Source organism: Leptospira inadai serovar Lyme str. 10, assembly GCF_000243675.2.
In the GTDB taxonomy this organism is placed as follows: domain Bacteria; phylum Spirochaetota; class Leptospiria; order Leptospirales; family Leptospiraceae; genus Leptospira_B; species Leptospira_B inadai.
This window is the reverse complement of record NZ_AHMM02000004.1, coordinates 1-25328: the sequence shown is the minus strand read 5'-3', so window position 1 is coordinate 25328 and position 25328 is coordinate 1. Positions and strand designations below refer to the sequence as shown.

The following is a 25328-nucleotide window of genomic DNA, read 5'->3' as shown; positions in this document are numbered from 1 at the left end:
ACATTTCGCTTAACGACTGTATGAGAGAAATCGAGTTCAAAGAAAGATTTTTAGATTGAGAAATGTCTTCTCGGATTTGAGAAGGAGACATGGGATTCTCGTTGACCGAAATTCTTCGGAATTCGACTCTCGACAAAGAGTCTCTATCGCGATGTTAAAAAAGGGCTTACTCTCGGTCATCCTGCTGACCTTCGGCATTCAATCTGTCGAGGCCGCGTTTAGACAATATGCCTTCGTAAGCCTGATTTGCACTTGCAATCACGCCTCGAAAGCGGAGACCCATGAAGCCGATATTGAAGACGAGTACTTCGTTTCCAAGACCGATTCGTCCTCGCAAATCCTCTCAATCGGACGATCAGGGAAACTTCCCGATTGTCATTCGGTAAAGAACAAACAATCGGAACACGAGTGCGCCTGCAAAAAGCACGAGAAGAACTACGAAAATCCCGGTTTTTCTTTCCAATTCTTAAATGAAAGATCCGAAATAAATTTTGTTCCAAGTAAGATCGATTCCGCAACCGTAATCGCCTCCGAAGTTCCCCTACCCTCCGGTTATCAAGGGAATCCGTTTCGCCCACCCCACCGTTGATCAAGATGGATGGAAATGAGTTAGGCCCGTTGAATCCTCCGTATTCCCTGGACCTCGAAACTATCTCCTAGATTATTCTTTCTAATTTCGAACGCATGGATCTTCGGACGTTCCGGGCGAATGCTAAGAAGAACGAATAATATCGTTTCTCAATCGAGAATCTTTCCATCCATTACCTTTCTCTAACGGAGATCATACGAATCAATCCGATAAGGTGGACATACGGTAATGTCACTCTATACGAAAATAATTATTTTGCTGCTTGTATTCGGCGGCTTCAACGCGGGTTGCACTGTCACGAAAGCGGGGGACTATAATAAATCCGCTGCTCTTCTAAATTTATTAGCCGCAGGCCAAACCCAGGCGTACGTTTATATTTCCAATTCAAGCAATTCTTCCTACGGAATTAATCCGATTCAGGCGCAGGTTGGAGGAGGATTTTTCCCTTTAGCGGAAATCTCATCTTCCGTCCAACCCGCGGGATTAGTCGCTTCGGGAGTAGGAACCGGGCACGTTTTGTCCACTTTATCAAATTCGAATATAGTGCAGATTATTCAAACCGGAGTCCAGCAAACCGTTTTGAAGACCATCTCCGTCGGAACAAACCCGGTCGAAATCGTCGTCGACCCTAATAATACCGACCATCATTGGACTATGAATAACGGAAACTCATCCGGAATTGATTCGATTTTATGTTCCTCGGAAGCGAATCCGAACGTATCATCGATTTCGGTCGTGCACGACGATCCGGATCCCGTTATCATCGCGTATATTCATGCGTCCATCTGCGTAGGAAAAGGAGCGCATAAAGTCGCCTTCCAGACAGTTTCTCCTTTCTTAGCGCTCGTAACCAACCAATCGGACAATTCAGTTTCCGTAATAGACGACGATTCAAATTCTCCGACATTTTTAGGAGCGCCGGGAATCAATCCTCCCGACACAAACGGAGGAATTTTAAGGACGATCACGGTCGGAACCGCACCGTTAAACGTGGCATATTCCTCATTTATGAATTTGTTCTACGTATACAATACCGGCGCCGGAACCATTTCCGTGATTGATCCTAACGGAAATAGCGGAACCGGGGCCTTACTGGGCTCTTCGCTTAACGTTGGCAAAGGATATACCGTAATGAAAACGGACGTAAGCGGTAGATACCTAATACTTTCCGGTACGGATACGACCACTTACAGTTCTTTAGCTTATGGAATTTTAAGAATTCTTGATTTAGGTGACCCGACCGGCGCTACATTCGGTTTAATTCGAATCCCTAAAGCGGGCTTTTCGGATTTTCAGCAATCGCCCGACGGAAAAAGACTCTTCGTAGCCTCTGCAGTTTCGGGAACGTCGACGCAAATTTCTACGATCAACTCGAGTGCATTCTATATTTTCGACAGTTCGTCCCTTCCGAATCCGAGCCTGCTTCGGACGACGATGGTCGGATCTTCCGTCCAATCATATAGAACTTTTTCGATAAACGCGATCAGCGGTTCGGTAAAGAATCTTTTCGTTCCGAATTACAGCGATGGCACCGTCTCGATCATAGACGGAATGAGTTACAATCCCTTAACAACCCTTTCGGTTAACGGAAATCCTACGTACTCCACGATCTTCCAACCGGGCGGAGCGGACGCACAGGGTGGCATGGGCGGAATGGGAGGCATGAGTGGAATGTAATATGCCTTTCTCAAATCGAATCGCTTCCCTCTTGACGAAGACTCGAAAAATCATTTTGGTTTCCATAGTATTCGGAAGCACTGCTCTCTCCGCTCAGGAAGGAATTCTGGACGATATTTTCGGAAATAAGGAAAACCGTGAAAAGCCGTCAAAACCTACTTTAGAAAGTAAGAATAAAGAATCCGAAAACCCGGAAAGAAGCAAGCTTCGGGAAAATTCCGACAAAAAGGAATCTCCAGCCGAACCGAAAAAAGATTCCTCATTGGAAACCGTCGACAAGCAAGACGCATCGACGTTAAAGGAAGATAGTAAGAATTCGGTAGTGGTCGAAAAAAAGGAGTCCGAACATCCCCGCAAGCACGGTTCCAATCACCTACTGGAAGCCCCATCCGGATTAATGGGAACTCATACTCATGCACCAGGGACTATTATGGTAGAATATCGTTATATGCTTATGAATATGTCCGGTTTATACCAAGGCACGAACAAGATAGACCCCGTACTTCCGCTCGTATTTCCTCACCAAACGACGACAAACGGTAGTATTGCCGGATTTTCGGCGACCTCACCATCCTCGGGAAATTCGACTTACATGATGACGCCGACCCAAATGAATATGGAAATGCATATGGCGACCCTCATGGGAGCGATTACCGAAAACCTTACCGTAATGGCAATGATACCTTTCGTAAGGAACAGTATGGAAATGTTAAACGGCGGAAGTTACTTAAAAACTTATATGAGTGCGCAAGGTGTTGGGGACATTCAAGGTAGAATATCGTATCGAACCATGCATAAGGAGAATCATTCGCTTATAGTAAGCTTCGGCTTAAGTTTTCCGACGGGTTCGATCGATCAGCAGGACTTCATGGCACCCGGATTGCCCCGGATGAAAGTCCCTTACGGTATGCAACCGGGAACGGGAACCTATAATCCCTCTCCCGGGTTAACATATACCGGAAAATGGGAAAAAATATTCTGGGGAACGCAAGCGTTGGCTAACTTAAGGGACGGGAAAAACGCGAACGGATATAAATTCGGAAATCGTTATGAAGCTTCTTTGTGGATCGGCCTGAAAGTCAAGGATTGGATTTCGTTTCTAGGAAGAATACAGCTCGATAAGTGGGAGAATTTGTCCGGCTCGGACCCAAGCTTACCGATAACGATGAATCCGCAGAACGATCCCGAAAAACAGGGAGGCAGAAGAACGATCGCTTTCGCGGGAACGAATATTAAGCTTCCTTTAATTTCCGATTTTGAAACTAGAATCAATTTCGAATACGGAGTTCCGATCCAACAACATTTAAACGGCCCCCAACTCGGATTAAAATCCGCATTCAACCTATCGGCGCAGGCGCTGTTTTAAGATGCACGGATTAAGACTAAACATTTTAATCCGCGGATTTCGAATCGGGAACTTAAAATTCGTTTTCCCGACGGATAAATCGGGAGTCGTAAGTGTGCGTTTCGCTTTGATTTTTACCGCCGCCTTAGTTCTATCCTGCGAAAATTCAGGCGCGGATAAAATCAGAGGCGGCGCGCTAGAGACTCTTCTTCTTAGCGGGCAACAAATATCCTATCAATGCTCGGTCGCGAAACCGACATTTGCCAGCCTCGACCAAGGACAAGGAATCACTGCTCACTGCGGACAATGTCATAGTGGAGGAAACATTCGCGCAGGAGTGGATGTTACTAGTTACGCTTCTTTATCCTCGATAGTCGTTCCGAATAACCCTAACGGCAGTATCTTATTTCGGGTGGTTATTCCCGGCGGCCTAATGTCCCAGTTCACCTCGGACCTGCTGAACCAAGCGATTTATTGTTGGATTAAGGGAGGTGCAGGTCCATGAGCTACTTAACGGACTCCATTAATGGAAGATTGTATGCGTTAAGAATTCTATTCCTGGCTATTTCGGCTTTACCGGTATATGAAATCGCCGGAATCGAGTTGCCGAATTCGAACCTCAAAGTCGCCTCGGGTAAAGTCTATTTTAAAAGCGATGCCCCTCAGGAAATCATTCGAGGTCTAGGGCAAACCGTTTTCGGTGAAATCGATCCGATTCAAAAAACGTTAACTATTAATATTGATCTTCGCGACTTCACGACCGCAAATCGACTTCGCGACGTACACTTACATGATAATTATCTGGAGAGCGAAGACTTTCCGTATGCCAAGTATAAAGGGAAACTTATCTCCTTCGATTCGGCCACGGGAAAGGTAAAAACGATCGGCACTCTTTATCTACACGGAAAGGAAAAAAGCGACTTTATCATCGAGGGAATTTTATCCGGGAAGGATGGACGACTGGTATATACGGCCGATTTCGCCATACTACTGGGAGATTTTTTCATCGAGGTGCCTAAATTACTGAATCTCAAGTTAAACCAAAAAATCGAAGTCAAAACCGTTTTCCTCCTAGAAAGTCTTCAATGAAAAAGAAATATTTTACCTTCCTGATTTTCCTGATTTCACCTTCTCTTTTCGGAGAGGGCGCCGCATTCATGAGCCCGACGTTAATTAATATGCCTTCGACGGAAAACGTCGGATATAAAAATTTGGATCTTAGATTCAATCATAGATTCGGTGACGCTCAGAACGGTTTTAAAGATCTTTTCGGTTTGGATTCGGGAGCAAACATTCTAATCGGAGCCGATTACGGAATTACGAAGGCGATTTCGATCGGAGCTGCTAGGATTTCGGAGAATAAAACCTACGAGTTACGCTCTAAAGTACGGCTATTATCCCAATCTTCGATTTTACCGTTCACGATGAGTTTCTGGGGAGTCGCTTCACAAGACACGGATAAGGAGATTATCCCTCTGAATCCCGCGATACAACTCCCTTCGACCGGTATTTCCGTTTTGGATGCGAATATTTCCCAAAATATAAATCATTACACCTTAACGGATAATGATAAAAGAAGTTACATGGCCTCGATTTTAATTTCCAGAAAATTCAATAGGTATTTTTCGCTACAACTTTCACCGACGTTCGTTCATCGCAATTTCGTGAAATCCACGCTTCGGAACGATCGATTCGGAGTCGATGTGGGAGGAAGGCTTAAATTATTTAAGCGAGTGGATTTCACTTTCGAAGCGATCTTTACGAAGCAACGCGACTACATCGGAACCGATTACGACTCTGCGAGCGGACCGACCACCTTGCAAGGAGTCCGGACCCTAACCGCGACGGATATTAATACTCTTTACGTCCTTCCGCGGGACCTGCCCACAGTATATTTTCAAAACGTCGTCCTCCATAAACATGTTCCACATTACACCGTTCCGTTCAGTTTCGGTGTCGATTTCGAAACCGGAGGACATGTATTTCAACTTTTTATCACGGACATACGGGCCCTGGCTCAGACCAAACTTCTCAACGGTGGAGATTTCGATTTCGGAAAGCGTCAATATTCGGTCGGGTTCAATATTCATAGAAACTTCTCGTTCGAAGAGGAGGCCAAGCCGGCCGAATGGGAAGAGACAAAAACCGATAACTCCGGAACGATCGAGGACTCCGCCCAACATCGACCGGAATCGGAGAAAAAATAGGAAATAGGACGGTTTTCTAAAAAAGGGCGTCCCTATATCTTAGAATCGTCATATTCCATTCGACGCATTGAAAGCTAGTGAACTCGCTTTCCGTACGGTCGAAACTTCTTGACTGGAGGAAAGATTTAGGCGGGAATCGAATTAACCCTTCCTATGCCAGAAAAGAATCCAATCGTCGAAGTTTACGAAACCAACAAAAAATCCCTGTTCGTTTATTTCTATTCGTTAACCGGAGATTTTGACAAGGCTGACGATTTGGTGCAGGAGGTTTTCCTAATCCTTACGAACGATCCCGGAAAATTCGATCCGCAAAAGGGAAATTTCTACTCTTGGGCAAAGATCGTAGGTCGTAATCTTTACTTTGGACATCGGCGAAAAACCAAGAACGTATTGGAAGGAATGGATATGAATTCGATCGCAACAAGATTACCCGAGGAACCGCGCATCGAAACCGAGAGTATCACCCGTCTTTCCGATTGTTTAAAGCAACTCCCGGACCATCAACGCAAAGTCATCGATGCAAAATATCTGACTCGCGATAGTTTAGAAACGATCGGTTCCAAATTAGGAATCACGAAACGTTCCGTAAGTAGACGATACGCCGAAGCTTTGCGGAATCTTCGCAATTGCTTAAAGAATCAGGGAGTCGGTCTATGAACTTTCGGGACCGAATCAAAGCGTTAGAGTCCGATCCCGTTCCCTTCGAAGAATTGGTCGCGTCCTTCTTACTCGATGAAAATAGTAAGGACGGGAACGAACTCCATGATCTACTTAAAGCCTCGCCCGTTTTACGGAAGAAATTCGAAGAGATCAATAAAATACATATAGGCCTGGGGGAAGTATTCGGTGTTACGAAAGAACCTCCGACAAAATCCCAAGTTCTAAGAATCATGATCCCTGCCGGCGCAATCGCGGCGGCGATCCTGATGGGTCTTTTCGTTTATCTGACTCGAATGCTCCCGATGCGTAAAATGGAACGAATCGACATCCTGACTTTCGGAACCTGTATCGTAAATCAAGGCGAGAATCTCAGATCCAAAAAGCTTTCGGTCTGCGATTATTTTTTTCATACATCCTCGAAGGGAAAATCCTTACGATTAAGACTCTTGCCGAATTCGGAAGCTCGAGTTTCCCTTGTGGATGGAACATGGACCGTTCGATACGAAAAAGGATCTTTATTAATAGAATCTTATACGAATGAAACGTTTCTTGGAGGATTTGCGAAAGATTTGGAAGTGAATCTCGGATTCAAAAAAGCGATCTTACTCGGAACAAAAATTAGAATCAGTCCGGGTCCGGAGAATAATACGAGGTTGGAAGTATTAGAGGGGGAAGTAAGACTCGTCAATTCGGAATCGGGGACGTCCAGTGTCGCCGAACCATTACTAAAAAATGAAACCGTAACTTTCATTACGGAAGGAGAAGAGTCTAGTATACGCCCCTTATCGCTCGAGGAAAAAACGATTCTTGCGAGCTTATTTTCCGGAATGGAATCCAATGAGGAAGGGAAATCCTCCGCTGCCGATCCCGGAAAAATCCTTTTCCCGGAAGCGGTTCCGGTTCCGGGAAACCGGATCCTGCTAAAGGACGGTAGAGTCAAAAAAGGAACCGGTTTATTACAAAATAAAGATATATATATTCTGATAATGGAGAATCGGATAGAAGAAATAAAAGCCTCCCGAATTCGAAGGATTGAATTCGAGTGACGTCCCATTTTGCGATTAAACGGAATGCAATCGCATTACTTCTGGCATATTTGACGCAATCGGTAATTTTCGCGGATACCGTACGCTTAAAAGACGGTCGGATAATCACGAACGTTAAAAGTAAGATAGAAGGCAAGCAGATTCTCCTCGAATCTCCTGACGGAACCACTCGATCCTTTCCCATGGATATGCTGAAGACGATCGAACCCGGCCCGGTCCTTTCCAGAAAACCTAAAATTAAAATCAAATCTTCCGAGCCTAAAAAATCGGAAAGTAAGGAAACTATACCGGTTCCGAATCCATTCAAAATTCCGGAGACTCCTCCCGTAACGTCTCCGGTCGATATCATCGAGACGCAGCCTCCTTTGCCTCCGACAGTCGCCAAACCCGAACGAAATTTATCTTGGCTTTGGGCACCGGCACCCGTCTGGTCCGGTTTAATCGCAAGCGATCGGAGGAATCTCGGGATAGGGCTTACGATCGGAAAATCGATTTCCTTTCTATTGGCGGCGGCTTATAGACGATCTCCGCATTCTACGCTTTCCTCCGGTGAAAATATCACGCTTCTATATTTAGCCGACAAATATCTACAGTCCAACAACGATAAGGCCTTTTCTCTCGTTCTATCCAGGTACGAGAATCTGTCGACTCACGTTTATACTCCTTTCGGAAACAATATCATCGACCATGACGAGTATGAGAAAAGAAAGCGATCGACGGTGAATTTATTCGTACTATTAGTTCTGGCAGACGGAATATTCACTTATTTGAATGGACCCTCTTCGAATTCCGCGGCCTTGAGTCGTTACAGTAGACTCTCCGTAGCTCCTACATACGAAACGACTCCTGTCGGGTTATCCAGCGGCTTTCGCACCGAATGGTCGCTTCGCTTTTAGAATCAAGCCTCGTTTTAGGAGATTCTTTCCTTGGAGGCCCCGAATAATTCCGCAAACAATACTCCGGTCATTACCAAACCGCATCCGAGTAAACCGACAAATTGCATACGTTCGCCTAAAGTGTAATATGCGATCACCGCGGAGAAGACCGGCTCCAATGAAAAGATCAAGCCCGCCCTCGTCGGAGTTACCGCTTTTTGATATTTCGTTTGTAAAAACGTAGTTCCGACGGAAGAAATCAAACCGTTATAAACCAAAGCGGGCAGCACTCCGGTTTCCCAATGCCACATCAAAGTCTCCCATCCCAGAAAATCCAACCCGAACGCCAGCAGAAACGAAAGTATGCTCGTAGTTAACGTTTGCGATAAAAGAAGGGTTTGCATCGAAACTTCCCGGCTTACCCTATCCATTAGGAGAATATAAAGTGAAAAGAAAAAAGCTCCTCCTATGGTTATGAAATCCCCCCAATGAAACTGAAAGGATAACTGCTCGTTACCCGCCTCGGGATCGAAGGAGAGAAAGAACAAACCCAGCATAACGATGATTACGCCCAGTAAATTTCCCGCATTGGGAATTCGGCGAAAAAAGACGGTTTGAAGGATAGGAGTTATGACGACTAATGTTCCGGTTAAAAATCCCGACTTTGTCGCCGTCGTAAATTTTAAACCGATCGTTTGGCAAGCGAATCCGAGAAACATCCAAAATCCCAAAAGAACAGGGAGCCACAGCCGAAGCTTTTTCGCTTCTCCGTAAAATTCTTTCGCGGGTTTCCGTAGCAAGGCATAAATTAAAAATACCGCCGAGGCGATGGCAAACCGAATCCCCAAAAAAAGGGACGGAGAAACGGAAACTAGGCTCAGTTTTGTCGCCGTAAACGTCCCTCCCCACACCAACGTACATAGTATGAGAGCTCCCTCATTTTTGAATTGCTTCATCGCAAATCTTTGTTCCATGTTCGAGTGAATGTCCCGTCTTTCGGCACGTTTCGTTTAACGAAATTACGAGCCGTTATCTTAGCTTCTTCAAGACCAAATCCACCGCTTTCCAGGATTTCCAAGTCGGCCCTTCCCAATATAAAGTCTCATAACCGTCCCTTTCCAGACGAATTCGTATCTTTCGCAGAGAAGGAAACGATTGAAAGAATAGTCCGTCTCTAGGACGGGAAGAGCGGGTTTCATTTTGAAAGAACGTTTGATTCTCATATATTACGTTAACTGATAAAGGATGTCCGCTCTCATCGCGAATCCGGAAAAAGATTTTGTTTCCTTCCAAAATTTCCTCCAGCAACAAAGTCCAAGCGGGGCGCATCGATTCGACGATCTTGGGAACGTCGGAATAAGGAGGGTTGGAATGGGACGTTTCCAAAAGATAGGCGAGAGTTCCGTATTTAAAGAAAAAATAATCCTGATCGACTCCATCGACTCCATAAATATTTTTTCTCGCCTGAAACGACTTGTCGGGGTTATAACTGCGGATTTCCGACGCGATCCTTTTTCCTAGATCCCAAGTAAGATCGGGATCGGGATTTTTCGTATCGTCAATGGAATAAGGAACCAAAATGCAATTCGCATAAGCGTGATAGCTAATCGAACCGACAAATCTTTCTTTTTCGGCCAAAGCTATCATCGCCTTGGTTTCCGGCTCCGAAGCCGGACCAGGCCCGCGATAAAACGTACTGGCAGGAATCGAGGAAGTCTGATTGGAGTTCGTCTTCCCCCAAAAAAAAGGGTAATTCCGATTAATATCGACACCTGGGTTATCCTTTTCTAAAATAGGCCCGTAACCCGGAGCACCGTTTTTTCTTCCCATGGCGATGGTATCGTGCCAAAAAACTTTGGCTCCATCCGGATTCACGATCGGCACGACCCAGATCTTCAGCTTCGAAAGAGCGTCCGCATACTCTTTTTTAGAGGATAAAATTCCGTATATCACGTCGTAGCAATGTTCGACGGAAATCACTTCGTTAGAATGATGAGCGCAATTGAAAAGAACGGAAACTTTTCCGTCGTCCGAAAGGCGGGTATCGGTCAATAGGATCGCAAAAATGTCCGAACCTCTGGCCGATTTTCCTATCACTTCGAACGACGCTTGACCGGGAAATAACTTCGTCGTCCAGTATAGATAATGAAAATTTAAAGAATCATCCTTATACCCCTTTTTTACGTCACCGAGAGCGAAAATGGATTCGTTGATTAAATCCTGATAATTTCCGGAATAGTATTTAAACGGATATTTGTTTACGATCGATATACCGCTTTTCGGAAAACCGTATTGTTTAAGCGCTGTCCTGGAGAGTACCGCATAATACGAATCCTTCTCTTCGAAGGTAAACGGAACGCGATAGTCGGTGATTCGAAGAAACTCTTCCTTGGCCCCTCGATCCACTCTTAGCAAAGCGGTCTTACCGGAATCGTTCAGAGGGCGGGCGGGTATCGTCGTTCGATATAGACAGGAAACGAATGAGAAAAGGATCGAACATCCGAAAGGAATGAGGAATAAGCGAAATCGTAGCGGGAGATGCACCGGAGGCAAAGATAATCGGACACCCCTTCTTGTGCAAACCAAGAAAAAAAATGGTAGGCTCAAATCTAGGAAGGGGGCTTTTCAAGGAATCTATCCGAATGCAAGGATAGATGAACTTATTTTTTTACCCAGTACTGAGTCCTGCCTAACAGGGAAAAACCCACGTAACCCCGGACTTCCAATTTTTTTCCGCCCTCGACCGACCGGAGAAAGCATTTATACCACACGCCGTCGTTAGGATCTAGAATACGGCCGCCGCTCCATTTATCGCCGTCGGGGGATAAACCGTTTATGATTACCATACCCAATACCGGTTTGTTCTTTTCCGGACCGTCGCATTCGGTACATCTCGCGGGTTTTCCGTCCTTATCGTTCGGTTCCGCCAAACTCGTAACCTTTCCGAAAATTTTCCCGCCCTGTTCGTAGATTTCCACTACGGATTCCTCTTTTCCTTGCTCATTAATCGTCTTCCAGGACCCGGTTACGGGCAAAGGTTGCGCGAATAGGCTTCCCGAGATCAGAAATAATAGAATCAAATATGACGTATTAAAAACTCGTTTCATTATAATTTCCTTATATATTCATCCTCCGGACCATGGCCCGCCCGGAGGATTGCGCTTTATTATTTTTTAATCCAAGTTTGAGTGCGCCCTATCAACGAAAACCCGATGAATCCGCGCACGTTCAGTTTTTTTCCGCCTTCAACGGCTTTTATTTTGCATTTATACGTTTTTCCGTTGTTCGGATCCATAATCGTACCGCCGGTAAATTCGTCCCCATCCGCAGAAAGGCCTTTCATGATGACTAGTCCGACGACAGGCTTATCCTTATCGACGCCCTCGCATTTTGTACAAACCTTCGGTTTTCCGTCCTTATCGACCGGATCCCTTAGGCTGACAATCTTAGCATAAATCTTCCCGCCTTGTTCGTAGACTTCTACGACCGATTTTTCGGTACCGTCCTCATCGTCGATCGTCTTCCACTTCCCTACAACGGGAAGAGGATCCGCAAAAATCCCGTCCGAAACAAGAAATGCAGCCAAGGCAATAGAAAGAATGAGTATTTTTCTCATGGTCGATGAACCCCTTACATGTTTTATGGAAAGAGTTATATTGAAAGCCGATTCGGTCGGATCAAGCAAACTATTCTTGAATATGGGATTTTTTCCCCGGAATGGCGTTTCCAAGACGGAAAAACCTGGTGTTTGACAGGTTTTCGCTCACCGTGTAGAATGACAAGGGTAGACAGGCTCCTTCTCTCGACTTTTTTTGAACAGTTATTCGATAATATAGGTTTGAACGAAATGCGCGTAAAATACAGACCGATTTCTTTTTTCCTCGCGGCTACGATCGTCTTTCTGCAATTCGATTGTAAAAATCAAGGAACGGACCCGCAAAACCAAATTCTGCTAGCCGCTTTGGTGCTTTCCGGCCAATACGATCCGGTCGGAGAATCCGTTACATCGGCGTTGGATTCGGTATCTTCTTCCATGGAAGGCCTGACCGGAGAAGGCTCCAGCCTTGCGTTTTCCGAGAAAAAGGGCGGTACGAGAGAAGCGCTTCTGTCGGTTCTTGGTAGATTCTGGAACCGAGGATTTGATTTCGGGGAGCTGGGCGCCTATAATCTTTCTTTCCAATGTTGGGGCGGCGGTAGTTATAAACGACAGGTGACCTCCGTCAACGGCTATGATTTCATAGACAATTATTTAGTCAGTTCCTCCCGAATTCCCAACTCCGCATTCTTCGTTTCAAAAACGTTTCAGGACTGCACCTTTCTTCCTTTTACGAGCTGGCAAATAGAAGGCAGTTCGGAAGCGATTTGGAGCGGACTTTCCGGAGCGAGACCGTTTATCCAGAGCGGTTCCACGCTAACGATAGGATTGAATCGGAAGGTAAAAAGCGGATCGAATCGGATTACAAAATTGACCGGAACAGGCTCCAGCCTATCGTTTTCGGGAGCTTCCCCCTCCACTAAACAAGCCGCCTCGATATCCTGGACTAGCGTGTCCGGTTCTTCGATCTCCTTTTATACCCAGACGATTAGTATTTTACGAGAAGGTTATATAGGGTCGAATCCGCTTTTTTCCCATACGATTAGCACTCCGACTCCGCTGCAAATCGGAGTGGATAAGAGTAGTTCCGATTTTCTAAATTGGTACCGGATCTGGGGAACCGGAACGATTCAAGTCGTTCACCAAGAAGAAGGGTTCACGGCTACCGTTGCCATAATATCGCCGGTAAAATGGCGGTATGTGGATTGCCTCCCGAAATCCGGAAGCATTTCATTTACCCTCTCGGGAAGTCGGAACGGAAGTGGGACGGTGATTTTTAGCGGAGGAAAAGGATCTTACTCCTATTCGGGTACGGATACCAAAGGAAATTCCGCATCCGGAGCCGGCCTGATCGACTTCTCCTCCTGCAGCATACCGACGCTTTAAATGAATTTTTCTCTTGCCAGCAAGAATCCTCATTCAGAAAATCTAATAAATCCCTATGAATTCCGAGACGTAACGTCGTCATGAACTCTTTTCGTCCGGTCCATATATTCCTACTATTACTCTCGTTAGCCTTTATGATAGCCCCTCATATCATGGGTAATCCGGACGCGAATAAGCCGTGCAAAGGAAAGAAAATTCCGAATATGAAATGCATCCCGGCAGGGGATTTTATCCGGGGTAGTAACCAATACGAGTCGGATGAAAGGCCCGAAAACAACGTGTATATCAGCGATTTTTTTATGGATACGTACGAAGTCACGAATGCCGACTTCGACAAATGCACCGCCGCGGGAAAATGCAAGGATTGCCTTCAAAACGTAACCTGCGATTTTATAGGCCCGAAATACGGAGATCCATACCTCAAACCTAAACAACCCGTTGTCGGAGTTAGCTGGTATACCGCAAAGGAATATTGCGAATGGGTGGGGAAACGCTTGCCGACCGAGGCTGAATGGGAAAAGGCGGCCCGCGGACCTAACGGAAATCTGTATCCTTGGGGAAATAAGCCCGCCACTTGCAAGAACGCAGTCATCAACGTAAAAAAACATAAGGGTTGTGCGCAGGAAATATTGGATCCTCCGAACCTCATGCCGACTTCCGAGGTGGGGACTAGAGCTCCCGGAGTGTACGGACTTTACGATATGGCGGGAAATTCCTGGGAATGGGTGCAGGATTGGTATGCTCCAAGTTATGCGGCCTGCGGAGAAGATTGTAAAGGTGTCGACCCGCAAGGACCTTGCCAAGGCCAAGAGCCCTGTCCTGGGTATGATAAAAAGGTGTTAAAAGGAGGATCCTGGTGGTGGTCCGCCTATTACGCAAGGGGTTCCAAGCGTAGGGCACATATCCCTCAGAACTTCCCGGAATACCACCATTTCGGCTTCCGATGCGCAAAGGATTCGGATGAATAAAATCTTGCAACCATGATGCATTCCTTACAAATAATAGTTCTTAGCCGACTTCGGCCATATATGCGTAAAAATGAAAATCGAATTGAAAACCCTTTTAAAGAACTCCCGTTTCCGTATAGTCGGAATATTAATATATTCATTAATATTCCTTAATGCTCTCCATTCCGAAACTCCTAGGTCCGAATGGTCTCTCAGGAAATCTCCGGCTATTCTGAAGGAATGGTCTTCCCGACATTTTGCGGAAGATCCATTATTGAACTCGCGCAATGCCGAGACATCTCGTGAGAGCGAGATAGTGTCCTTAACACAAATTCCGAAAACGGATTCTCCGGAAAATTATTTCTCCGTCTATTCCCATACGATTCGATGTTCTTCGTCCGCGGGGCAAAGCGGAGAATGCCCGTATCGAGTCGCGGTATATCTTCCATTCTGTCCCTCGGGCTGCATTCTACTGCGCGAGGGAAGCGTATTGGAATCGGATATAAATTTATACAAACGACAAAAACAGAATGTTTCTAGACCGAGAATCGTGCCGATCGAAGCCTTTAACGAAGAGGAGCACTTGGATCTAGTTTTATCGCCCTTTGCGGGCCCCAGAAGTTTGCGGGAAAACCCGATCTTAGGAACGTTCGAAGAAATCCAGTCCGTTTTTTTATTGAAAGCGACTAGAGTTTTATTCTTCACTTCGTTAGAACTCTTTTCATTCGTCTTTTTTATATTTATTTACTTAAGGAGAAGGCAGGACAAATTTAATCTCTCGTTTTCGATCCTGAATTTATCCTTAGCGTTATGGTATCCGTCTTACGAGGGCTGGAGCTTATATGTACTCGATTCGCCATGGACTTATATTTTCTTCGGATATTCCGTGGGCGCTTTTTTGCCGATCCTCTTTCATGAATTCACTCGCGGAATTTTTCAATCTCCAAGGGATAAGATCGGGACAGCATTGGAGATTGTTTTTTTCATCCATAGCCTCTGGCCTTCGTTGGAGTACGGACTCACCGGAGGGTTGTTTCTTTTCAGTCGATACGCTTTCGATACGTTCATAGCCGTTCTAGTTTTATTCTTCATCTATACGACCTACATATTCGTACAATATCGTAAAACCAGCATCTTGTCCTTTCGTTGGGTCGTTTCGGGATTAGTTTTGGTGGCGACGTCCTCCTTTTACACCGTCCTTTCGTTTGCAGGAATCGGCAACGCAGGCACTTGGGTAAATGAAAGCTTTTTAGGGTTGACGCTTCTATTCAGTCTCGCACTTGCAAAACGTTATGCCGAGGTGTTTAGAGCTTTAGAAAATTCTCAAAGCAAATTGCAAATATTAAACGAATCACTCGAATCTAAAGTAGAGGAGAGAACCCGCATAATCGAATTGCAAAAAACCGAGTTGGAGCAAAAAGGAAAAATATTGGCAAAAGACCTTTCTATCGCAGGAAAGATCCAATCCTCCCTGCTTCCTAGAGAACTTCCGGTCATTCCTCACGCTTCTATGGCGTACCGTTATCGACCGATGATGGAAGTAGGAGGCGATTTATTGGACGTTCTCTATGACCCGAAATCTTCGACGTTGGGAATGTTCATCGGAGACGTGACCGGACACGGAGTTTCCGCAGCTTTACTTGCGTCGATGGTAAAAATGACGTTAGGAACTTGGGCAAACTATCTACAGGACCCGTCCGCGTTATTGCAGCATATACGACAGCAATTGGAAGGAAAGTTGGATGGACATTTTTTGACCGCTACGTTTATCACCGTAGATTTAAGGACAGGCCACGCCCTAATCGCGAACGCCGGACACCCGGAATGTTTGATTTTACGAAAGAACGGGCAAATAGAATTCTATCGACCGAAAGGAGTGGCAATCTACGAGTCCATTCCCGCCGACTATCAAACCGAGGTGGTTCCTTTAAATCCGGGAGATAAAGTGGTCCTCTACACCGACGGAATTCCTGACGCAAGAAATTCCGAGGGAGATTTGCTGGGAGAGGAATACCTCGCGGAAATATTAAAACAAAATGCAAACTTAACTCCCGAGCATTTATGCGATGCCGTTATGAAAGCCGTACAAGCGTATCAAGGGGAAAACTATTCCTATCAGCATCAGGATGATATGGCCTTACTTGTCGCGGAATATATCGGATAGACGAGTCCTCGGGTAAAGATCGTCGCTTAACGAAAAGCGATAATTCAATCGACTATAACTTCGACGAACCGAGCGAGACATCCTCCCGCTCGATATAAACCCCATCTTTAGATAGTTCGAACATCGCTAAAAAAATAAAATCGCGATTTTTTTTTCATTTACTCGCTGCCGATTCATATATTTCGATGTCGAAATATATGAAAGGGGATTATGTAATTCATCTATTATCCAGGACTCGGGATAGAATTCAAAAATTTCTCGGGCGAGAATTGGAAAAACAAGGGATTCAGGATATAGCTCCGGCCCATGCAGGAGTCCTTTTCGTATTGAGCAAGAATGGAGCGATGAGAATGAGTGAGTTGGCTACGATCCTGGATCGAACGAATTCGACGGCAACCGCACTTTTGGATAAGATGGAAGAATTCGGTTACGTAATTAGGACAAAACTCGATCCGGATGAGCGGGTCACCACCGCGGATTTAACCGAAAAAGGGAAACGATCGGTGGAAAAAGTTATAAAAGCTTCTAAAATCACTTTAAATAAATTGTATAAAGGTTTGGACGAAACCGAAAAAGCTGAATTCGTGCGATTACTTTCCAAAATCCATGCAAATTTCGAAATTTGAAAAGAAATGAGAATCGGATTATTTAGGGTAACTATTTCGATATCGAAATAAATAATGGAGGAATTTTTCATGTCTAAGAATAAAACAGCGGTGATTACCGGTTCTGCGCGCGGAATCGGTAAAGAAATCGGACGAATTTTCGCGGAACGGGGTCTTAACGTAATTATCTCCGATCTAGACCAAGGAAATTGCGAGAAGACTGCCTATGAATTAAAGACATCGACCGGAGGACCAGTCCTAGGAAAAGCTTGCGATGTTCGATCCAAAGAACAAAACAAATCGTTAGGAGAATTTGCTTTAGAACATTTCGATTCTCTTGATATCTGGGTCAATAATGCCGGAGTCGTAGAGGACGATCTTTTGATTCGACTCAGCGAAGAAAAATGGAATTTAGTACAGGATGTCTGTTTAAAAGGGGCTTTTTTAGGAACGCAAACTGCGGCTAAAATCATGCTCAAAGCCAAGAAAGGAAGAATCATCAACGTAGGATCCGTTTCGGGATTTTACGGGAATGGAGGACAGAGTAATTATTCTTCGGCCAAAGCGGGCCTGATGGCACTCACTAAATCATCCGCAAGAGAATTAGCATCTCGTAATATAACGGTAAATTGCGTTGCGGCCGGTTTTATCGCGAATGGATTCGCCCCGAACCTTTCGGAAGAAATAAGGAATTCTATCTTAAATACAATACCATTAAAGATAGATAGAAATCCGGAAGAGGCGGTTGCATCTGCAGTGTATTTCCTAGCATCCGAAGAGGCTGACTGGATCACTGGTACAACCTTAAGGGTAGACGGAGGAATGATGATCGGATTTTAGGGAAAGGAATCAATCTTTCTACGGAATCGATACTATCGCGACAGAGCAGTCGAACCCGGAGGCAAAATGCAAACAAGAAGGTCGATCGAGATTAGAGCACATACTTTCTCCTAAAGATCGTTTCAAAAAGGAAACGGAATGTTCGACCTAGATTTTAAAACTATTTCTTTTTAGAATATAAAGGCCTTATAATTTTTATTAAAAAGAAATAGTTATATTCATCTTATCTATTTCGGTTGACGTATTTCCCTCATATTATAGACTATAATAAGGAGTTCTACGAATAATTGAAACCGACCTGTCTAGAACCGGATTATCTTCGTGAATTGGCATATTCAGAAAAAAGGATTCCCGTCTTCGTAAGGAATCATATTCGGGATTGTTTAATTTGCCAAGAAAACTTGACCCAAATCCATAAAGAAACTCCACTCCCGAAGAGTGCCTACGGAGAAGATTTTGCGAAGGTCTTACGATCCTGGAAAAATGGCCTTTTACCTGAAGTTTCTTCGGAAAATCCATCAGTCATAATCGCTGAGGCTTCGGATATTGATTCAAATCAATATCCATATCGGACCGCTCTTTTCCGGTTAGTTTATAAATACCGAAAGTGGATTTATCTTATCGCTTATTCAACTGTAGGCTTTGCGATTCTTTATCGATGGTCTCTTCTATCTTAAATTCGTGAGTTCCATCCCAGTTCCCGTGCAGAGGACAGAAGACAGAGGACAGACGCGTTCGCTTTGCTCACGCTAGACAGAAGCTGCTCGAAGTTAAAAATGATACAGAGGACGGGGGACAAATCCACTCTTAGCATAAAAATCTTTCTATAGTACGTGGAAACTCCGCTTATCAATGTTCTGTCCTCAGTCCTCTGTCTTCTGTCCTCTGACGGGCAGCCCCCTTCACTTCGCTCAGGGTCACGCTACTCCGGGCTTCGCGTTCGCTCCGGTCTCAGCGCCTCTTTTGTTTATCTATCATTCTTCGATCATAACGCTGCGACTGCTTCGCACCCTACGTATCGTTGCTGCGGGGATACTAAATTAAGGAATTATACTATACACAAGCAGATTCACGGCCTCTCGTTTTCCATTCCAGGCCGTTTCTCCTAATCGTAAACAAGATGGCATTCATATATCATTCTGTTGTTTTCTAGAACCAGATGGCATTTCTCCACCCCAACAAGTTCTATCATTGTATCGACCTGGCTTTAAAGGAAAATCTCGACAACCCTTTCTGCCATACACAATATCCTGCATCGCTCCAGGCGGGAGTTCCCGGTATTTGTGAAGTTCTTTATACACATCAGTTACTGGAAATTGAATCCCTTTTTCCGTTAGCATATCAATGAACTTTTCCTTATATGGCTGATTTCTAGTTACCGCCCTTCCTTCCGCCGTCTTCGCTAAACCAAGAAGATTATACGTATAGCCATGCTCTAAAAACCAAATCGCTATATCAAAACGACCGCGCACTCCAATGGCCATCTCGGGGGCAGAATCGGTTTCTGTATGAATATTGATATCGGCTCCTGATTCGACTAAAAGTTTGATATTGTCAAATAAGCCTTCGAAAGCCGCTCTAATAAGAGGCAATCCTGTTCCAGCTACCGCTTTCTTTCCTCTTTTTTCTGAATTTAAATCCCCTCCATATTGGATTGCCAATTTTAAAAAACGAGAATCTGGATCTCCTGCCGCAAAAGTCATCGCCGACCAACGTTCGTAAACAATGCTTACCCCATCCCCTCCTTGGTTTCCTTGCCCCCGCCCATGACCTGTTCCGCCCAAATTAGGGTCCGCTCCCGCTTTCAGTAAAGCTTCAAAACCTTCTACATTCTGCCCACAAATCGTCCAAAGTAGCATCGGCACCTTGTCCGGTTCCAAGTGATTCGGATTCGCCCCTTCCTTTACTAACTCCGCTACTTTCTTACTGTCCCCTCCAACTGCCGCTTTCACTAATTTTAAAGCGGTTGGATCGCTATAGGCTTCGCTAATCGTACAACCCGCACAACGAAGAAACATCGTGGCACAGGACATTTGAAAAAAGGATGAAAATAACATGATGATGATCCCGATGATTATACTTGAATTCTTTTTCATTTTATATTCCGTTTCAATAATCTTGCCTATTCATATAGTGATTATACAAGCTATCTATTACCGCTGAATTTCCGTGTAATTGGAATGAAGTTAACGGGTTCACGTACCCTTGCCAAGTCTTGGGTTGCCCATTCAAAATTCCTATTATTGGAATTCGATTCCCGGGAGATTCCTGGATTAACGAATTATAACGATAGCTCGTTCCCAACGCTTGCAGAGCCCAATCGATACCCGCTTGTACACTATTGTATTGGATATTCGATACAATTTCACCTTTCAAATAAATAGAATTCACTCGGTTTTCTATTCCGGACAGAGAACCATCTAAGCCCACAACTACTCTCTCACTCACATTGGCTGCATTGAAGGTAGTCGCAGTGTATGATTTATTCATACTAGCCGCCATCGTCGCCAATCCAGCGCCTAACGAATGGCCTGTAAAATCAAGGCTGCTACCGATGGTAGTCTGGGATAGTGCCTTCGCTAATTCGGCTGCCCTTTTATATTGCTCGGTCTTAAACCCTAAAGCATTGGCAATATCTGTTCCGATATCCTTCCAGCTTTCTGTGGAGAATAGGTCAAATTCTGTTCCTCTAAAGGCGACTGTGTATTTCGTTTTTCCGTTTTCATCCGCATATTTAAATAATTCTGCATGCATTCCGGATTCCGCATCTTTAAATTTATCGATCACGTTCTGCGGTATTCCTGTTTTACGCATCTCGTCTTCGCCTACATGAGAAACTCCTATTTTTTGTAAGGCTTCGTTCATTGCCTTCACCTTCTCTTGCATCGCCGGTTCTTTTGAATTGTAATCTAAATACGAAGCTTCCGACATTACGGCTGACCGGAAGTTCTGCTCTTTGGCGTTCGCTTTTGCCATCATCTCCGCATCACCTGTGATAGAGGCAAACTGACGATCTCTTTCAATTTGATTGGCTATATTCTCAGTTTTTAATCCTATTTCCTTGATATTGGAAATATCTGCCAAAGCCTTGGTCGTATCTGCCGTTTATCCCTCTATCATAATACCCAATCCGAAATTACTGTTCCTGCTTTGACAATGCCACGACCCAAATCCCCTAGAAGAGTATTCCCCTGCGAATTGCCCCAACCAAGTACGTAACCGGCTCCATTCAAAAGTGACTTCCCTCCGGATTTTATCCAATCCCAAGTTCCACTCGCAAAGCTCTTCGTCTTGTCCCAAGTGCTTTTCGCGAATCCAGTGACACCATCCCAAACTCCACTCGCAAAGTTAGCGATTCCATTACCGATTCTACGGGCTCCGCTGGAGATATCTCCCCAAAGTGAGCTCTCTCCTTCTCCAAGTCCGATCCCGGTTACATAACTTCCAAAGTCTAAGGCTGCATTGCCAACTCTCCCAGCCACATACCCGATCCCGCCCAGGATATTATTCAACAGGTTATTCCTGGCAGACTCCGCAGCCTGTTCCCTCTCGGCCTCCGTCAGAGGTGCCTTCTCAGGAACAAAATAACTCACATCGTTATATACTCCCGAGTTCCCATAGCCGAGAGTGCTAAACGCACCGAGCGGATTCCCGAAGATGGAACCGTTGGATGTTACATTGATTCCCCCGCTATATCCGTTTTCCGTATTATAGTTTAAGAATGCTCCTCCGTAGTTGTTCGCTAAGGTTCCGGTGTATGTATCTCCTCCGAATTCGGAGTGATCATACGAAAGATTGGCTCCGTTCTTGAATCCGTATCCGATCTTCGCGTTCCATCCGTTTCTTTGCGAGTAGCCGACTCCACCCTGGATTCCGGTTGTCTGCCCCGGAATCCCATAGTTGATTCCTGCGCTGTATCCGTTCGCATAACTGTATCCGAAGTTCACTCCGAACCCGGTGGACCTCATTGTGGAAGTAAGAGCTGCGCTTCCCATAGCCGCACCGGCTCCAACCACTCCGCCTTCGTAGGCTCCCCGAGCTGTCTTGTAAGCCACTAAACCACTAAAACATCCCGGGGATGCCGGGTTCGGAATCGCCGTGCAAGCCGCCAAGCCTGTCGTTATGATCGCATCCATTACTTGGTCATTTCTATATAAGTAATTCGCGTTTCTTGAATATACCCTATGCTCTTCGCTCATGTATTTCTCTCGGTTATCGGCGAGTTCTCCGTAGCCTGCTGCGATCGATCTGTTCAAGTCGCTATGATCCGTCTTGAAAGTCCCGAAGTCTAACATCCCCATACTAACGACTTTCGTCTTGAAGGAAAGTTCGTTGATTAACATTCCTCCCGCTTCATTCACAAGATCTCCTAGAAACAAGTTAAAGTCCACCATTCCGGTGATCGAATACATTAGGCTAGTTCCCGCTTTATTAATAAAATCCCGTGTCTCCTTCATTGCTTCGTGAGTTCCCTCCCAGTTTCCATGCAGAGGACAGAAGACAGAGGACGGAGGACTGACGGGGGGAAGTCTCCCCCGCGCTACAGCCGCGTTACACGCGTCTTCCGCTACCCCCTCTCCGGGGAATCTTCTGCTCTAAACCCCCGGACCCGAGGTCTCGTTGCCACGGGGAGAGATCATTTTCGTTATATCTGCGCTTTCATCTGCTACTTTATTTCTAGCGAGGATCAGCTATCTTCTTTATAATTTTCAATTAAAATAACATTGTTCCCAATCGAAAGACTATTCAATTATCTTAATCTTATCATCATTTAATATATCTATCCCTACGAAACCCAAAACAAAGTCAACAACCTCGATTAAATTAATTTCAACCCTTACCCCACTCCAGACAGCCATAGCCAGTCCAATTCGACCCCAAGATTCAAAAGGAATGAGCTCGATCACTTTATCCTTTCTATATTTTCTAACCAGCGGTTGCATAATTCTTGGGTTTGAACGGTCAACGCCCACGATAAGAACAGCGTCAAACGTATCATGATTTCCCCATACTCCATTTCTCAATCCAAACTCTTCAGAATATTCGAAGGGTGATTCGCCGGGTTGAAAATATGCGCCAACTCCAAAATTTGAAATTTGTAATTTTGCGCCAATACCATAATTTTTAATTGCAGTGACAGTAAATACGTCTCTGAAATCGTTGATCCGTTTTTCCAGATAGCTAAATTCTACTGATTCAGGTCGTTCTATATATTTCCGATTTTCTTTGATCATATAAGATGAACAATTAATGAAATTTAAAATAATAAAAAGAATAACGGACTTGAATCTACAAACGAATTGGAAAACGAGAAGATAATTTATATTTCGTTGATTTTCTATTTTCATACGTGTCGTTCCTGTTTTTTTCTTCAAAGTTTAGTAATTAACTTATTCAATTTTAATAAATTGACTGGAGCTTTTTTAAAATTTCCTGCACGGATACACCAATAAAGTAAGTATCCCGAGCTGCCGCGCTCCTCGCAAATCCATGCCGAGGTCGGGAAGGATCATCGTGATTCATATTGTAATGATCATTGGGGTCCTCAGTTCCCATAAAATGATTGGAGACCGAAAACACGCCCGTTCTTAATTCTTTGATAAGTATATCTCGAAATGATTGCAGGTTTGCTGATGTCATGGCTTCGAAAAAGGTAGGCACATCCACTGGAGATACAACTTTCCCTTCAGGATCTCCAACGTTCTTTAAATAGAGCTCAACGTAATTCGAATGAGAGTAGAAGTCTTGAATTGCGTGAGCAATTCGCCCGAATGCTTGCAGGATTTCATTCTTTGTAGACTTTTCACCGTTGATTAAATCCCATTGCTCTTCTATGTATTTCATCCCGCCACTCATTATTTGTTGAAAATTCTCAGCTCCGTCAAAATGGAATTTTGGCGTTCCTTGGTGATAGTCCTGTCCTTTATTCGCGTTCGAAACTAATTCAATATCTTTTTTGGAAAATCCAAGAGATCTAAGTACTTCTTCGGTCATTTCACCATGTAAATGTTTAGAAAAGATTTCTAAAATTGCAGCAACATCTCCCGGTTTCAAATCCGCAGTTATTAGGTCTGCAAATGTCCCTTCCTGTATCCATCGACCATTAACATTATAATATTTTAAACCATTTATATCTTTCGCTAAATTTGGAGAAATTAATTTAAAACCTCGATCACTATCACCATCCTCCTCCCCAAACAACCTGTCCCAAATCCCTTTCGCAAAGTCCCCGACTCTCCCAGCCACATACCCGATTCCACCCAGAATATTATTCAGCAGGTTATTCCTCGCGGACTCCGCAGCCTGTTCCCTCTCGGCCTCCGTCAGAGGTGCCTTCTCAGGAACAAAATAACTCACATCGTTGTATACTCCCGAGTTCCCATAACCGAGAGTGCTAAACGCACCCAACGGATTCCCGAAGATAGAACCGTTCGACGTGACGTTGATTCCCCCGCTGTATCCGTTTTCCGTATTATAGTTTAAGAATGCTCCGCCGTAGTTGTTTGCCAATGTGCCTGTATACGTATCTCCTCCGAATTCGGAGTGGTCATACGAAAGATTGACTCCGTTTTTGAATCCGTATCCGATCTTTGCGTTCCATCCGTTTCTTTGCGAGTAGCCGACTCCACCCTGGATTCCGGTTGTCTGTCCCGGAATCCCGTAGTTGATTCCTGCGCTGTATCCGTTTGCATAGCTATACCCGAAGTTCACCCCGAAGCCGGTGGACCTCATTGTGGAAGTAAGAGCTGCACTTCCGAGTGCTGCTCCTGCTCCAACCACCCCGCCTTCGTATGCTCCTCGAGCTGTCTTGTAAGCAACCAAACTGGTAAAACATCCCGGGGATGCAGGGTTTGGAATCGCCGTGCAAGCCGCCAAGCCTGTCGTTATGATCGCATCCATTACTTGGTCATTTCTATATAAGTAATTCGCGTTTCTTGAATATACCCTATGCTCTTCGCTCATGTATTTCTCTCGGTTATCGGCGAGTTCTCCGTAGCCTGCTGCGATCGATCTGTTCAAGTCGCTATGATCCGTCTTGAAAGTCCCGAAGTCTAACATCCCCTATACTAACGACTTTCGTCTTGAAGGAAAGTTCATTGATTAACATTCCTCCCGCTTCATTCACAAGATCTCCTAGAAACAAGTTAAAGTCCACCATTCCGGTGATCGAATATAGAGCACTCGATTTTGCCTTATTCAAATAATCTCCTGTTTCCTTCATTGCCTCATGAGTTCCATCCCAGTTTCCGCTAAAGCTTGCACCTATCCCTCTCACAATCGCCTGGCTAAAGCTCGCAATCGCCTGCACTCCATTCTGGATAAAATCTCCCCAGTCCTCCGAGAATCGCTGTCGCCTGGCCGTAAATCTTCCCATTCCGGATTTCTTTCTAT

The 25328-nt window shown here is 44.9% G+C and carries 24 protein-coding genes; 14 read left to right on the top strand and 10 right to left on the bottom strand.

Annotation, left to right across the window (positions count from 1 at the left end):
* Positions 1–151: 151 nt before the first annotated feature.
* From LEP1GSC047_RS00370 to LEP1GSC047_RS00330, 9 genes are all read left to right on the top strand, one after another.
* A complete protein-coding gene (locus LEP1GSC047_RS00370; RefSeq protein ID WP_010410230.1) occupies positions 152–589 on the top strand; it encodes an LIC_11090 family protein in 438 nt (145 codons plus the stop codon).
* A 228-nt stretch (positions 590–817) separates the two neighbouring features.
* Positions 818–2266, top strand: coding sequence for a YncE family protein (locus LEP1GSC047_RS00365; RefSeq protein ID WP_020988010.1), 1449 nt, complete (start codon positions 818–820; stop codon positions 2264–2266).
* Between the two features lies 1 nt (position 2267).
* Positions 2268–3632, top strand: coding sequence for a transporter (locus tag LEP1GSC047_RS00360; RefSeq protein WP_010410226.1), 1365 nt, complete (start codon positions 2268–2270; stop codon positions 3630–3632).
* A gap of 1 nt (position 3633) precedes the next feature.
* Positions 3634–4116 (top strand): LIC11213 family lipoprotein, encoded by a 483-nt coding sequence (locus tag LEP1GSC047_RS00355; protein WP_010410225.1) that lies wholly within the window; start codon positions 3634–3636, stop codon positions 4114–4116.
* Positions 4113–4700: a YceI family protein gene (locus LEP1GSC047_RS00350; protein WP_020988017.1), complete on the top strand. Its 588-nt coding sequence runs from the start codon at positions 4113–4115 to the stop codon at positions 4698–4700. Before LEP1GSC047_RS00355 ends, LEP1GSC047_RS00350 begins: the two co-directional genes overlap by 4 nt.
* A complete protein-coding gene (locus LEP1GSC047_RS00345; RefSeq protein ID WP_010410223.1) occupies positions 4697–5818 on the top strand; it encodes a DUF5777 family beta-barrel protein in 1122 nt (373 codons plus the stop codon). Before LEP1GSC047_RS00350 ends, LEP1GSC047_RS00345 begins: the two co-directional genes overlap by 4 nt.
* A 153-nt stretch (positions 5819–5971) precedes the next feature.
* Complete coding sequence (locus tag LEP1GSC047_RS00340; RefSeq protein WP_010410222.1) at positions 5972–6475, top strand: RNA polymerase sigma factor; 504 nt, start codon at positions 5972–5974, stop codon at positions 6473–6475.
* Positions 6472–7524 carry a hypothetical protein gene (locus LEP1GSC047_RS00335; RefSeq protein WP_010410220.1) on the top strand — a complete coding sequence of 351 codons (1053 nt, stop codon included), beginning with the start codon at positions 6472–6474 and terminating at the stop codon, positions 7522–7524. Before LEP1GSC047_RS00340 ends, LEP1GSC047_RS00335 begins: the two co-directional genes overlap by 4 nt.
* Positions 7521–8420, top strand: coding sequence for a hypothetical protein (locus LEP1GSC047_RS00330; RefSeq protein WP_010410219.1), 900 nt, complete (start codon positions 7521–7523; stop codon positions 8418–8420). Before LEP1GSC047_RS00335 ends, LEP1GSC047_RS00330 begins: the two co-directional genes overlap by 4 nt.
* Positions 8421–8434: 14 nt before the next feature.
* Here the strand turns inward: LEP1GSC047_RS00330 and LEP1GSC047_RS00325 are convergent, their stop codons facing one another.
* The 4 genes from LEP1GSC047_RS00325 to LEP1GSC047_RS00310 all read right to left on the bottom strand — a co-directional run bounded on the left by LEP1GSC047_RS00325 (position 8435) and on the right by LEP1GSC047_RS00310 (position 12015).
* Positions 8435–9373 carry a DMT family transporter gene (locus tag LEP1GSC047_RS00325; protein ID WP_010410217.1) on the bottom strand — a complete coding sequence of 313 codons (939 nt, stop codon included), beginning with the start codon at positions 9371–9373 and terminating at the stop codon, positions 8435–8437.
* A 55-nt stretch (positions 9374–9428) separates the two neighbouring features.
* Positions 9429–10952 carry a M14 family zinc carboxypeptidase gene (locus LEP1GSC047_RS00320; protein WP_010410214.1) on the bottom strand — a complete coding sequence of 508 codons (1524 nt, stop codon included), beginning with the start codon at positions 10950–10952 and terminating at the stop codon, positions 9429–9431.
* Between the two features lie 107 nt (positions 10953–11059).
* Positions 11060–11506 (bottom strand): DUF2147 domain-containing protein, encoded by a 447-nt coding sequence (locus LEP1GSC047_RS00315; RefSeq protein ID WP_010410213.1) that lies wholly within the window; start codon positions 11504–11506, stop codon positions 11060–11062.
* Positions 11507–11565: 59 nt separating this feature from the next.
* Positions 11566–12015 carry a DUF2147 domain-containing protein gene (locus LEP1GSC047_RS00310; RefSeq protein WP_010410210.1) on the bottom strand — a complete coding sequence of 150 codons (450 nt, stop codon included), beginning with the start codon at positions 12013–12015 and terminating at the stop codon, positions 11566–11568.
* Between the two features lie 159 nt (positions 12016–12174).
* On the opposite strand from LEP1GSC047_RS00310, the gene LEP1GSC047_RS00305 reads away from it, so the two are divergent.
* From LEP1GSC047_RS00305 to LEP1GSC047_RS00285, 5 genes are all read left to right on the top strand, one after another.
* Complete coding sequence (locus LEP1GSC047_RS00305) at positions 12175–13380, top strand: hypothetical protein (protein WP_238325493.1); 1206 nt, start codon at positions 12175–12177, stop codon at positions 13378–13380.
* A 134-nt stretch (positions 13381–13514) separates the two neighbouring features.
* The gene (locus LEP1GSC047_RS00300) at positions 13515–14348 is read left to right on the top strand and encodes a formylglycine-generating enzyme family protein (RefSeq protein ID WP_373364549.1); all 834 of its coding nucleotides are present in this window, start codon (positions 13515–13517) and stop codon (positions 14346–14348) included.
* A 295-nt stretch (positions 14349–14643) separates the two neighbouring features.
* Positions 14644–16491: a SpoIIE family protein phosphatase gene (locus tag LEP1GSC047_RS00295; protein WP_020988011.1), complete on the top strand. Its 1848-nt coding sequence runs from the start codon at positions 14644–14646 to the stop codon at positions 16489–16491.
* A gap of 197 nt (positions 16492–16688) precedes the next feature.
* On the top strand, positions 16689–17117 hold the full coding sequence (locus LEP1GSC047_RS00290; RefSeq protein ID WP_010410204.1) for a MarR family winged helix-turn-helix transcriptional regulator: 429 nt from the start codon (positions 16689–16691) through the stop codon (positions 17115–17117).
* Positions 17118–17186: 69 nt separating this feature from the next.
* Positions 17187–17936, top strand: a complete 750-nt coding sequence (locus LEP1GSC047_RS00285; protein WP_039933715.1) for a glucose 1-dehydrogenase — start codon at positions 17187–17189, stop codon at positions 17934–17936.
* 1127 nt (positions 17937–19063) lie between these two features.
* Here the strand turns inward: LEP1GSC047_RS00285 and LEP1GSC047_RS00275 are convergent.
* The 6 genes from LEP1GSC047_RS00275 to LEP1GSC047_RS00250 all read right to left on the bottom strand — a co-directional run.
* Positions 19064–20032 carry an ankyrin repeat domain-containing protein gene (locus tag LEP1GSC047_RS00275; protein WP_020988003.1) on the bottom strand — a complete coding sequence of 323 codons (969 nt, stop codon included), beginning with the start codon at positions 20030–20032 and terminating at the stop codon, positions 19064–19066.
* Positions 20033–20045: 13 nt separating this feature from the next.
* Positions 20046–21020 (bottom strand): Tle-like phospholipase domain-containing protein, encoded by a 975-nt coding sequence (locus tag LEP1GSC047_RS00270; RefSeq protein WP_020988009.1) that lies wholly within the window; start codon positions 21018–21020, stop codon positions 20046–20048.
* Positions 21021–21052: 32 nt separating this feature from the next.
* Positions 21053–22393 carry a hypothetical protein gene (locus tag LEP1GSC047_RS00265; protein ID WP_039933704.1) on the bottom strand — a complete coding sequence of 447 codons (1341 nt, stop codon included), beginning with the start codon at positions 22391–22393 and terminating at the stop codon, positions 21053–21055.
* Positions 22394–22678: 285 nt separating this feature from the next.
* Positions 22679–23284 (bottom strand): hypothetical protein, encoded by a 606-nt coding sequence (locus LEP1GSC047_RS00260; protein WP_010410196.1) that lies wholly within the window; start codon positions 23282–23284, stop codon positions 22679–22681.
* A 52-nt stretch (positions 23285–23336) separates the two neighbouring features.
* A complete protein-coding gene (locus LEP1GSC047_RS00255) occupies positions 23337–24956 on the bottom strand; it encodes an HET-C-related protein (protein WP_238325492.1) in 1620 nt (539 codons plus the stop codon).
* Between the two features lie 4 nt (positions 24957–24960).
* Positions 24961–25328: hypothetical protein (locus tag LEP1GSC047_RS00250; protein ID WP_039933701.1), on the bottom strand; the 368-nt coding region annotated here is incomplete at its 5' end.